This window comes from Enterococcus sp. AZ079 (genome assembly GCF_050547255.1).
GTDB classification, from domain to species: domain Bacteria; phylum Bacillota; class Bacilli; order Lactobacillales; family Enterococcaceae; genus Enterococcus_D; species Enterococcus_D casseliflavus.
The window spans coordinates 2,272,999-2,285,678 of sequence record NZ_CP172955.1 but is presented as its reverse complement, the minus strand read 5'-3'; the positions used below and the strand labels follow the sequence as shown (position 1 = coordinate 2,285,678).

Genomic DNA, 12,680 nt, shown 5'->3' with positions numbered 1-12,680 from the left:
ATGTTAATTAAGTGATTCGCCATAAAGAGGACACGAGGTAGAGGGGAAGAGAAACGTATGATCAAATTAGTCATCACAGATTCAGACGGTACATTTTTGAACAGCCAAGGCAGTTTTGATCGGCCTTATTATGAACAAGTCAGCCACCAAATGAAAGAAGCGGGTGTTGCTTTTGCTGCGTGTACCGGCAAACAGTGTGAACGAGTGGAAGAACTGTTTGGTGAAGCAGCAGCGGATGTTTGGATTCTTGGGGATAGCGCGACCCGCATCAAACATCAAGGCGAATACATCTTTGAATCACTGCTGCCAAACGAATTAGGGCGGCGGATCATTGCGAAGCTCGCTGTGATTGCGCAAGATCATGTGATCATCGCCTGTACACCGACTGCGGCGTACATTGCGGAAACGACCAATGAAGCAGATGCCCAGAAAGTTCGCGGCTCTTATCGGGTGGTCAAAACGGTGGCGGATTATCAAACCATCACCGAAGACTTTGTGAAGCTCACTATTTTTGATCCCAAACTACGTTGCTTTGAGCATGTCCAACAGTTAGGCGAGTTTACAAACGACGCCTACATCGTGGCTTCGGAAGCCGCTTGGATCGATATCACCAATCAAGGCGTTCACAAAGGAACGACTGTGGCACACTTGCAAGAATTGCTGCACGTCACACCAGAAGAGACAATGGTTTTCGGCGATGGCTTGAACGATTTGGAGTTGATGGCAGCTGGCACGTTTAGTTTCGCCATGAGCAATGCCTTTGAGGAAGTCAAGTCAGCCGCAGCGTTTGTGACCAAGTCAAACGATGAAAATGGCGTGCTGAAAACCATCGAACGTCTGTTACCGCTACAAATGAACCAATAAAAAAACCGCTCCCTAGCAGGGATAGCGCGTACTTTCTTTTGACTGAAAGTAGACTGCTGCCTGTTGCTACGGAGCGGTTTTTTCGTTATGCATGTGGTTGACTGACGCTATAAGGATAGGCATCGGCTGACCACTCTTTGCTGCGAGGGACGATACCTAGCTGGAAGTTCAATGTACCACCGGCAGTCAATTCTTGGTGGGTGAAAAACAATCGCTCGAAGGGTTCTTCGTTCAATGTGATTTTATCCACGAAGAGCTGTTGCGGCGCATTGGGCGTGCTCTTGATCACTAAGTCTTTGCCTGAAGCAAGATGTAGTGTTGCTTGATCAAATAATGGCATGCCGATGACATACTCCCCCGTCCCTGGTGTGACTGGATAAAAGCCCAAGGAGTTGAAAATGTACCAACCAGCCATGCTACCGTTGTCTTCATCGCCAGGAAAGCCTTTGGGCGAGTCATTGAAGCATTGTGTCAATAGCTGCTTGATCAAGGGCTGTGCCATTTCTGGTTTGCCCAAATAGCTGAATAGATACGGATAGTGGAAGCTTGGCTGATTGGAGATCGCCAGCTGACCAAAATCGAGTGCAGCCATCTCGCTCATTTCATGGATTTCAAAGCCGTAGCCTTCTGTCGTATAGCGAGGTTCTTGATTGCACAAGTCGATCAGTTTTGCTTCAAAGGCCGCTTTGCCGCCATGTTCGGCGATCAAGCCAGCGAAATCATGGTAAACAGCAAAACTGCTTTGCCACGCACTGCCTTCTGCATAATCTAAGCCCCAGCGTGTGTCACTAAACTCTGGACGAAAGGCACCATCGGGATCTTTTGCCCGCATAAAGCCAGTTTCCTGATCGAAAATGTTGCGGTAGTTTTGCGATTGCTGCTGATAATAGTCTGCTTGCTCGTCACCCATCTGTTGTGCGACTTGTGAGATACAAAAATCACTGTAACAATAATCAAGGGTGTGATTGACCGATTCATGATGCGTCAATGGCACATACCCGTAAGTCAAATAGTCCGTCGTGCCGCGCCGACCATAATTGGGATTTTCACTTTGGACGGTGGCGCCTTTTTTCATCGCTGCTAAAAATTCGGGCATCAAATCAGGACGAATGCCTTTTACTGCGGCATCAGCGATCACGGCATCGATCAGCGTCCCTGGCATCAATCCACGCTCATCTGGCGATAGCCATTTTGGTAAAAAGCCGCTTTCGCGATAACTGTTCAAAAAGCCTTCCAGCATGTCTTCCAATTGTTCGACAGCCAAGAGTGAAAAGAGCGGGTAGACAGTTTTATACGTATCCCAAAAGCCGTTGTTTGTATACAGTGGTCCTGGTTTGATTGCTTTTGCCAAGGTATCCCAATGCATTTTGCGGCCCTCTTGATCGATTTCGAAGAAGGTTTGAGGAAACAAGAATAAGCGATAAAAATTATGATAAAAAGTAGAAACTTGTGTTTGATCGTGATGCTCGATCTCGATTTTTTGCAAAAAATGATTCCATTGCTGTTGGACAGAAGCCAGATAATCGGCAGGAGCCCATTGCTGTTCCCGTTGCAAGTTCAAACAAGCTTGTTCGCGACTGAGAAACGAGGTCGCAAAACGGATCGTCTGTGTTTGGCAAGCCCCAAAGCGGAGAACGACGAAGGCTTTTTTGCCTGTCAAGGCACCTTCGATCGCCGTGATGGGTGTTTCAAAGCGATAGACGAAATGGAAGGTGAAGCGTTCATCTTCGCACCCTGAAAATACGATCAATTGACCAGCCACGGTTTGTTCATCCAACTGTTCTAAGACATAGTCACCCGGCAGTGACAAGCCAAGACCTGGCTGATCCCCGCAGTTTTCAATAGTCAGCACACCGCCATACATACTGGGGATCAAAGTCGTTGTTGTTAAATACCGCTGCGTCTTGATTTTAAGAAAGGCTGGATTAAAGGTGCTTTCTTCGGGACGATACGAGCTTTGCGCATGGAAAAGGGTATTTTCAGAAAGCGTGCCGTTTATCGGCAGCATCGTCAGATGGCTGAAATCTCCCATCCATGGGCTAGGCTGATGGGTGATGCGAAAGCCCTGAAAGGTTCGATCTTCTGGATGAAACCACCAACTGCCGCGTTGATCGCTGGTTTGCGGGGCAAAGTAGTTCATGCCAAAAGGAACCCCTGTATAAGGCAGGCAGTTTCCGTGGGAAAAACTATATTGGTTGTCTGTTCCGTGTCGTGTGTCGATCATTGATACGTTCACTTGGTTCACTCCTTTAATTGGGTTGATTCTCTTTTGATCAAAGAAACCGCCACTAGATGGGTGGTCGTCTCCGTTGGTACTGGGGGTGCTGCCTTCGTAGCGTTGATTTTCTCAATCACTTGGTTTCCTGCCAAGCGCCCCATCTCGGCAAAATTCTGCCCGATAGTCGTTAGTGCTGGATCAACGAGGGCTGCGGCTTGGATATTATCGAAACCAACCAGGGAAATGTTGGCAGGGACGTGCAAATCTGCTTGGCGCAAAGCACGCATCAATTCGATGGCGATCAAGTCATTTTCACAGACGGCTGCCGTGACCTGATGTTCTTCCAAGTAGGCAAGCGCATTTGCGATGCTGGCAGCCGTGTCGTCGAGCTTGGTGCGAAAGGTTCTTTGGGCTTTTTTCAGCGCATCGATGTAACCTAGATAACGCTGACGGACGGATTGCGGATGATGGGTATCACCAAAAATATAAGCGATCCGTTGATGCCCCAACGCAAGTAAATGCTCCGTGGCTAGCTGTCCACCTTGAAAGTTATCTGGCATCACCGCTGGAAAATCAAACTCATGCAGCTTTTTATCTAAGGTCACGATAGGAAAGTGCTTTTCAGCACATTCGAACAGCAAGTCATAGTAAGAAAACGTATTGCTGGCGTAATAGATCAGGCCGTCGAATTCTTGCATCAGCTCAGCTGCCGTCGTTTTTTCCAAATAATCCACTGGTGTCATCAAAAGTTCAAAGCCGTGTTCTTGCATCACGGGGTAAATGCCTTCGGTAAAGTTTCCTAAAGAGAGATCATTGGCAAAGGGCAAGACAAACAAAATTCGTCCAGTCGCTTTTTTTTCCTTCAATTCTCGGACAAAACTGCCGCTGCCTTGCACGCGATAGATCAGCTGATTTTGTTCCAGTTCCGTCAAGGCTCTTTTAGAGGTGATCCGACTGACTTGGTATTGTTCAGATAATTCTTTTTCAGTAGGGACACGACTGCCAGGCGCTAATCGCCCTTCAACGATGGCTTCGTGAAGCTCCGCGTAAATTTTTTTATATAATGGTTGTTTCATAAGAAAACCCCTTTTGATATATCATATTTGTTAGAATACCATAAACCAGTAAAAATGAAAACCCTTTAATTATTTTAGAAAAGCGCTAGACATTCAGATAATTCATGATATACTAGGTTCGTAAATTGATATATCAAATCAGGGAAGGTGATGGAATGGTTTATAAAGAAATACCAACTTCAGTAGCAACATTTATGGAAACGATTACGGATTTATGCGGAGAAACGCATGCCGATTGGGCGAAAAATTTTAACGCAGCCTTTGCCAATACACTATTAACGACGGTCAAGCGTCATGAGGATGGCACGACCTTTTTACTGACGGGGGATATTCCAGCCATGTGGCTGCGAGATTCCACTGCACAAGTTCGTCCGTATTTGGTGATCGCCAAAGAAGATGAAGACTTAGCAAGCATGATCAGTGGGTTAGTCAAGAAGCAATTCTACTATATTACGATCGATCCTTACGCAAATGCCTTTAACGAATCAGCCAATGGCGCTGGCCACCAAACAGACGATACAGAAATGAACGATTGGATCTGGGAACGCAAATATGAGATCGACTCTTTGTGTTATCCGATCCAACTGGCCTATCTGCTATATAAAAACACAGGCAGAACCGATCAGTTCAATGATGATTTTGTAACAGGCATCAAAAAAGCCTTGGAGGTGTTTGTGACAGAACAAAACCATGAGGAGTCTCCATATCGCTTTGAACGGGATACCTGGCGAAAAGAAGATACCTTGACTCATGACGGCAAAGGCGCACCAGTGAAACCTGTCGGCTTGACTTGGTCAGGCTTTCGACCAAGTGATGATGCCTGCAAATACGGCTATTTGATTCCCTCCAATATGTTTGCGGTGGTGGTTTTAGGCTATATCCAAGAAATCTTTACGACGGTTTTAGAAGACGCAGCGATCGTGGCACAAGCGAAAAAATTGCAAGCAGACATTGAAGCAGGGATTAAAGCATACGGGTTGACCACGAACCAAGCTGGCGAAGAAGTCTACGCCTATGAAGTGGATGGATTCGGCAATGGCACCCTGATGGATGACAGCAATGTGCCGAATTTGATCGCCGCCCCTTACTTGGGGTATGGCAGCATGGAAGATCCCCTTTATCTTCAAACCCGTAAAACGTTGTTGAGCAGTGAAAATCCGTATTTCTATGAAGGGAAATACGCCAAAGGCATTGGTAGTTCTCATACGCCAGAAAATTATGTGTGGCCGATCGCCATGGCAATGGAAGGCATGACCACCACTGACAAAGAAGAAAAGAAACGAATTTTGGATCAGTTAGTGGCGACAGATGCGGATACAAATTTGATGCATGAAGGGTTCGATGTCGATGATCCTTCGCAATACACGAGAGAATGGTTCTCGTGGGCGAACATGATGTTTTGTGAATTGGTTATGGATTATTTCGATATCCGAGTGGAAAAATAAGCAGCACGACCCATCACCATTCGAGTGACACAAAAAGCAGTCCAACGACGCAAACAGCGAGGAGTAAAAATCAATGAAGAAACAAGTTTATATCATCTCACACAGCCACTGGGATCGGGAATGGTACATGCCTTACGAACAGCATCACATGCGGCTAGTGGAATTGATGGATGATCTTTTAGAATTAATTGAAAATGACCCTGAGTTCCACAGCTTCCATCTAGATGGACAGACGATCATCTTGGATGACTATTTAGAAGTGCGGCCTGAAAAACGCGAGGCGGTCAAAGCGGCCATCCAACAAGGGAAATTACAGATCGGTCCGTTTTATATTTTGCAAGATGACTTTTTGATCAGTGCCGAATCAAACACCCGTAATATGCTGATTGGAATGGCAGAAAGCAAAAAGTGGGGCACCCCCGTTATGTTGGGGTATTTCCCAGATACCTTCGGCAATATGGGACAAACTCCGCAAATGATGCTGCAAGCCAATCTTGAAAGTGCTGCATTTGGGCGTGGCGTCAAACCGATCGGCTTTGACAACGAAGTTTTACCCGATGATCAATTTACTTCCCAATATTCTGAAATGCATTGGGAAGGTCCAGATGGCAGTCAAATCTTTGGTCTACTCTTTGCCAACTGGTACTCCAATGGCAATGAGATTCCAGTGGATAAAGCAGAAGCCAAAGCTTTTTGGACACAAAAACTGCAAGATGTAGAAAAATTTGGTGCCACCAATCATTACTTAATGATGAATGGGGTCGATCATCAACCCGTCCAAAAAGACATTTCGGCAGCGATTCGTACAGCTAACGAGCTATTCCCAGAGTATGAATTCAAACACGCCAGCTTTACCGAATACCTTGAAGCAGTGCAAGCAGATCTGCCAGATGACCTAGGAACTGTCACAGGTGAATTGACCAGTCAAGAAACCGATGGTTGGTATACTCTAGCCAATACCGCCTCTTCCCGAGTTTATCTAAAACAATGGAATACAAAGGTTTCCCGCCAATTAGAAAATGTTGCGGAGCCATTAGCAACTATGGCTTATGAAGCAAACGGCAGCTATCCTCACGATATGTTGGATCATGCGTGGAAAACCCTGATGCAAAATCATCCTCACGACAGTATCTGCGGCTGTTCAGTGGACGAAGTACACCGAGAAATGATGCCGCGCTTTGAAAAAGCCAATGAAATCGGCAAGTTCGTGGCAGATGAAGCGTTACGCAATTTAGTAGCCGCCATCGACACGAGCCAGTTTCCTGAGGAGAGTCGCCCCTTCGTGGTCTTCAACACCACTGGCAGCACCCGTTCTGGATTAGTGGAAGTCGTGATCGAACTTGAGCGTAAAACATTCCGTGAAGGATTGCCAAGCAAGCTTTACCACGAATTGTTGGCGAAGCCAAAAGGTTCTTATTCGGTGATCGATGAACAGGGGAACCCTGTTGCTGCGATCATTAGTGAAGAAGAGGTCCTTTTTGACTATGAATTGCCTAAAGATGCCTTTCGGATTCCTTTCATGAAACGCTTTGTCACGGTCCAAGTTGAAGCAAACCAGTTGCCAGAATTTTCATGGCAGACCTTTGCTCTAGTGGAAAAAGCCGCTACGCCAGTAGAGAGCGCCCCGATCGTTTCAGAAGGAGGGCGTAAACTTGCCAACGCACATTTGGAAGCCGTCATTACTGAAAACGGCAGCTTGACGATTACAGACAAAGCAACCCAAAAAACGTATCGCAATTTACTGGTTTTCGAGGATGTGGGGGATATCGCCAATGAGTACATCTTCAAACAACCAGAAGGGGATCAAGCAATCTTATCGACGAAATTTCCGCATCACGTGACAATTGAACAAAACGATCCACTGGTAGGGATCGTGCGACTGACGCAAGAATTGCAGATTCCCGTTTCAGCAGATGACCGTTTGTTAGAAGAACAAAAAGCTGTCGTCGATTTCCGTTTCCGTAAGGCACAGCGGAGTCAAGAATTGGTTGCCTTCAAGATCGAGACGGAGATTCGCTTAGAACGAACCAGCAACCGCCTGGCATTTAAAACCACCGTCAACAACCAAAGCAAAGATCACCGACTACGGGTGTTATTCCCAACAGGGATCATCACGGATTTCCATGAAGCTGACAGCATTTATGAAGTCGTAAAACGGCCGAATCAGGTTTCTAGTCATTGGGAAAACCCAACAAATCCGCAGCATCAGCACGCCTTTGTCAACTTGCATGATGAAACTAGCGGCATGACGGTTTCTAATTTTGGTTTGAACGAATATGAAATCGTGAAGGATCAGATCTGCTTGACCTTGTTGCGCTGTACGGGAGAGCTAGGCGATTGGGGCTACTTCCCAACACCAGAAGCGCAATGCTTAGGCAGCCACACCTTTGAATACGGCGTAGCCTGTCATGGGGCTCCTGAAGAACGTTATGAAACGTATCGCCAAGCACAAGCTGCCCAAATTCCTTGGACGGCAAGTCAGACCGACAAGCATCAAGGTATGCTAGCCAGCAGCAACCAATATATGGAAGCTCATGGAACGACGGTAGCTATCACCGCCTTAAAACGCAATCGCCAAGACCAGCAGATCGTTTTGCGGGGCTATAATTTGGCGGATCAAGCCACTGCCTTTCACGTGCAAAAAGAGCAGGCGACGCTCTGTCTGTTGAACCTTTTAGAGGAAGAACAAGCATCGACCGTCAATGAGCAATTACACCCATATGAAATTCGTACCATTGGAGTAAAGGAGTGAGTAATGATGGTTTATGGAGGAATTGAAGCCGGCGGCACAAAAATGATTTGTGCCGTTGCCGATGAACAGTTGACGATCATCGCCCAAGAGTCGATCCCAACAACAACACCGGAGGAAACGTTAGCGGCGATCTTTGCCTTTTTCGATCCCTACGATCTCGTGTCATTAGGGGTCGGTTCCTTTGGTCCGATCGGGATCGATCCAACCCAAGCGTCCTATGGCCACATACTAGCGACGCCGAAACAGGGCTGGCAGCAGTTCGATTTTCTCGGTGCATTGAAGAAGCGCTACCCAGAGACAGCATTTGCTTGGACAACAGATGTCAATGCTGCCGCTTATGGCGAATTACGCCAAGGAGCGGCGCAAGGCAAAGACAGCTGTGTCTATTTGACAGTAGGAACCGGCATTGGCGCAGGAGTCGTTCGTGAAGGAAAGATTTTCGAGGGGATCGGTCATCCAGAAATCGGTCATACCTATGTCAAACGTCACAGTGAAGATACGTATGCTGGTACATGCCCATATCACGGCGACTGTCTGGAAGGATTAGCCGCAGGGCCTTCTTTAGAAGGACGTACGGGGATCAAAGGACAAGACTTGCCGCAAGCGCACGAGATTTGGGGGTTGCAGGCCTTTTATCTAGGGCAAGCGCTGGTCAATATCACGTTAACTTTAGCACCTGAGATAATCATTTTAGGCGGTGGGGTCATGAATCAGCCGCATTTACTCGCTCAAATCCAACAAGCCTTCCTGAAACAAATGGCAGGCTATATGGAGACACCACCAGTGGAAGACTACATCGTCACTTGGGGCTTGCCGAACAAAAGTGGCATTATCGGCTGTCTCTTGTTAGGCAAAGAGCAGGTGACTGCCCATGACTAACCTGCATTTTCCTAAAGATTTTTGGTGGGGAGCCGCTGCCAGCGGTCCGCAAACTGAAGGACGAACGGCCGATGATGGCAAAGGCGATTCGATTTGGGACTATTGGTACGCAACGGAACCAGAACGCTTTTATCAAAAACGGGGACCCAAAGATACCGTCCAGCTGCTGCAGCGTTACCCAGAAGATGTAGCATTGATGAAAGAGATCGGCTTTAATTCTTTTCGAACCTCGATCCAGTGGAGTCGCTTGCTGCCAGAAGGAAGAGGAGCGGTCAATCAACAAGCGGTGGCGTTTTATCGCGAGTACTTCGCCACTTTGATCGAAAATGGCATCGAGCCTTTCATCAATTTGTATCATTTTGATATGCCGATGGCACTGCAAAAAGAAGGCGGCTGGCTCAATCGCGAGACTGTCACAGCATTTGCAGATTATGCCGCTTTGTGTTTTGAGTTGTTCGGTGATCAAGTCCGTCATTGGTTCACGCAAAATGAACCGATCGTGCCAGTGGAGATGGGGTATTTGTATCAACAGCATTACCCAGCAGAAATCAACTTGGCACATGCGGTGCAAGTCGGCTACCATGAAGCACTCGCCAGCGCTTTAGCGATCCAACGCTTCCGTCAGTCTCAGCAATCAGGCGAAATCGGCATCATCTTGAATTTGACACCGACCTATCCGAAAGATCCGAATGATGAAAAAGATGGCCAAGCGGCGCAACTGGCAGATGCCTTTTTCAACCGTTCCTTCTTAGATCCAGCGGTCAAAGGCACCTTTCCGGAAGAATTGATCACTGTCTTAAACGAGTTGGCGATCATGCCAGAAACCAGAGCAGAAGATTTGCAGATCATTAAAGAAAACACGGTCGATCTCTTGGGGGTCAACTATTATCAGCCGCGGCGGGTGCAGCAAAAGCGTTCTGCCAAAACAGCGGACACTCCAATGCCAGAAGATTACTTCGATGTGTATGATTGGCCAGAAAAGAAAATCAATCCCCATCGAGGCTGGGAAATTTATGAACGAGGCATTTATGATACCTTGATCAACCTACGAGACAACTACGGCAATATCCCTTGTTATATTTCAGAAAACGGCATGGGAGTCGAAGATGAAACACGCTTTATCGATGCCAGCGGTCAGATCCAAGACGAGTACCGCATCACCTTTATCAAAGATCATTTGCGGTATGTTCACCAAGCAATCCAAGAAGGCAGCCGGTGCCGCGGGTATCACATGTGGACTTGCATGGATAATTGGTCTTGGCTGAATGAATTCAAAAATCGTTACGGGTTTATTGCCGTTGATTTGGCTACCCAAAAACGCACCATCAAAAAGTCAGGTGAGTGGTTCCGCGAAGTGATTCAGCAAAACGGCTTTGTCGATTGATCCTTTGTAAAAAACAACTCAATGAAGCGTCCTATCTTGCAAAAGGTAGGACGTTTTTCTGGTTTTTAGAGAATAAAAACAAAATATAAACAAAGACCTTTAATTTGTTTCATTTTATCTTTAGTTTGTTCCTTATTTTTTAGGGATGAAAGCGTTATTCTAGTAGCATGAAGGAGATGATGAGATATGAAGAAAAAGGGGTTTTGGAGGAATGTCTGGCAATACAAAGCGTTAATATTGATGGCTTTGCCAGGTGTTGTCTGGTTTATCTTTTTTTTCTATATACCTGTATTCGCAAATGTGGTGGCGTTCAAAGATTTCCACATTTCACCAGACGGCTTTTTTGCCAGTTTGAAACAAAGCCCATGGGTCGGCTTTGATAACTTTAAATTTTTATTTGCATCCAATGATGCTTGGCTGATCACTAGAAATACCCTACTCTACAATATCGTATTTTTAGCATTCAACCTATTCTTTGCGATTGCCTTTGCCATTATTATGAGTGAGCTGCGCAATAAGCGCTTGGTAAAAGTGTATCACACGATGTCCCTGTTGCCGTACTTCCTTTCTTGGGTGGTTATTTCGTACTTTGTCTATGCCTTTTTGAGTCCAGACAAAGGGATCATTAACCAATGGATCACGGGTATGGGCGGTGAAGGAATCAACTGGTATGCTGATCCGAAATGGTGGCCGTTTATTTTCGTCTTTATGAATGTCTGGAAGAGCTTAGGTTACAACAGCATCATCTATTATGCGTCAGTGGTCGGGATCGATCAAACGTATTACGAAGCCGCGATGGTCGATGGTGCCAGCAAATGGCAGCAGATTAAAAATGTGACGTTGCCACAACTGATTCCAATGATTTCCGTCTTGTTGATTTTGAACATCGGTGGGATCTTCCGTGCCGACTTCGGACTTTTCTATCAAGTCCCACGAAACTCTGGGGCGTTGTACCAAGTCACCTCCGTTTTAGATACGTACATTTATAATGGACTGACTGCCACAGGCGACTTCGGGATGACCGCAGCTGCCGGCCTTTATCAATCAGTTGTTGGGGCATTATTATTACTAACAGCGAATTTGGTTGTTCGTAAACTAGAACCAGATTCAGCATTATTCTAAGGAGGATGGATAAATGAAGAAAAAAGTAACGAAAGTCGAGATCCGCTCCTTTAACCCAACGGTCAACCTGATTTTTAATATCGTGATCGGTCTGTTCGCGATTTCCTGTGTCTTGCCGTTTCTCTTTGTGATCGCGATCTCATTGACCAGTGAAACCTCTTTGGCAGAAAACGGCTATCGCTTTTGGCCACAAGAATTTTCGTTCGCAGCATATACCTACCTGTTTAGCGGACAAATGAGCAGCAAAATTTTCCAAGCATTTGGCGTATCTATTTTTATCACTGTTTTTGGTACCTTCGTCAATGCAACGATGACTTCGCTATATGCCTATGTCATCTCTCGCTCAAATTTTCCATTCCGTCGGTTCTTTACGATCTTCGCTTTGATCACCATGTTGTTTGCGCCAGGGATGGTTGCCAATTACTTAGTGATGGTCAACTTGATCCAATTGAAAGATACGATTTGGGCATTGATTTTACCCCTTGCCTTAGGGCCTTTTAATATCCTTGTTATGCGGACCTTCTTTAAAAAGACGGTACCAGATAGTATTATAGAATCTGCGCGCATCGACGGTGCCAGCGAAATGAAGATTTTTCTATCCATCGTGTTGCCGTTAGCGGTTCCAGGGATCGCGACGATCAGTCTATTTGCCGCTCTTGGCTATTGGAACGACTGGTTCAATGCATTGTTGTATATTCAAAAAGACTCTTTAGTGCCGTTACAAGCACTTTTGATGCGGATTCAAAGCAATTTGGACTATCTAGCCAAAAGCTCCGGCATGGCTGCCCAGATCCAAGGCGGTTTGGCCGCTTTGCCAAGCGAAACTGCTCGCATGGCAATCGTTGTTGTTGCAACCTTACCGATTGCGATCACCTATCCATTCTTCCAACGGTATTTTGTCGGTGGTCTGACAATTGGTGGCGTCAAAGAATAATCAAAT

Annotated in this window: 9 protein-coding genes; 7 read left to right on the top strand and 2 right to left on the bottom strand. The window is 46.2% G+C overall.

Annotated elements, in window-relative coordinates:
- Positions 1 to 57 precede the first annotated feature (57 nt).
- A complete protein-coding gene (locus IGJ15_RS10895) occupies positions 58 to 864 on the top strand; it encodes an HAD-IIB family hydrolase (protein ID WP_430599071.1) in 807 nt (268 codons plus the stop codon).
- Between the two features lie 85 nt (positions 865 to 949).
- Here IGJ15_RS10895 and IGJ15_RS10890 read toward each other — a convergent pair whose 3' ends face one another.
- Positions 950 to 3,100, bottom strand: a complete 2,151-nt coding sequence (locus tag IGJ15_RS10890; RefSeq protein WP_412045729.1) for a GH92 family glycosyl hydrolase — start codon at positions 3,098 to 3,100, stop codon at positions 950 to 952.
- A gap of 5 nt (positions 3,101 to 3,105) precedes the next feature.
- On the bottom strand, positions 3,106 to 4,158 hold the full coding sequence (locus tag IGJ15_RS10885; protein WP_005225510.1) for a GntR family transcriptional regulator: 1,053 nt from the start codon (positions 4,156 to 4,158) through the stop codon (positions 3,106 to 3,108).
- 155 nt (positions 4,159 to 4,313) lie between these two features.
- Between IGJ15_RS10885 and IGJ15_RS10880 the strand changes: the two genes are divergently transcribed.
- From IGJ15_RS10880 to IGJ15_RS10855, 6 genes are all read left to right on the top strand, one after another.
- Positions 4,314 to 5,603 carry a glycoside hydrolase family 125 protein gene (locus tag IGJ15_RS10880; protein ID WP_005225511.1) on the top strand — a complete coding sequence of 430 codons (1,290 nt, stop codon included), beginning with the start codon at positions 4,314 to 4,316 and terminating at the stop codon, positions 5,601 to 5,603.
- Positions 5,604 to 5,676: 73 nt separating this feature from the next.
- Positions 5,677 to 8,355 (top strand): alpha-mannosidase, encoded by a 2,679-nt coding sequence (locus IGJ15_RS10875; RefSeq protein WP_231435231.1) that lies wholly within the window; start codon positions 5,677 to 5,679, stop codon positions 8,353 to 8,355.
- A gap of 3 nt (positions 8,356 to 8,358) precedes the next feature.
- A complete protein-coding gene (locus tag IGJ15_RS10870; RefSeq protein ID WP_154694297.1) occupies positions 8,359 to 9,234 on the top strand; it encodes an ROK family protein in 876 nt (291 codons plus the stop codon).
- The gene (locus tag IGJ15_RS10865; protein ID WP_016613579.1) at positions 9,227 to 10,618 is read left to right on the top strand and encodes a glycoside hydrolase family 1 protein; all 1,392 of its coding nucleotides are present in this window, start codon (positions 9,227 to 9,229) and stop codon (positions 10,616 to 10,618) included. The genes IGJ15_RS10870 and IGJ15_RS10865 overlap by 8 nt, the downstream gene beginning before the upstream one ends.
- Before the next feature lie 186 nt (positions 10,619 to 10,804).
- The gene (locus IGJ15_RS10860; protein WP_005225515.1) at positions 10,805 to 11,740 is read left to right on the top strand and encodes an ABC transporter permease; all 936 of its coding nucleotides are present in this window, start codon (positions 10,805 to 10,807) and stop codon (positions 11,738 to 11,740) included.
- A gap of 13 nt (positions 11,741 to 11,753) precedes the next feature.
- A complete protein-coding gene (locus IGJ15_RS10855) occupies positions 11,754 to 12,674 on the top strand; it encodes a carbohydrate ABC transporter permease (RefSeq protein WP_005225516.1) in 921 nt (306 codons plus the stop codon).
- Positions 12,675 to 12,680: the final 6 nt, after the last annotated feature.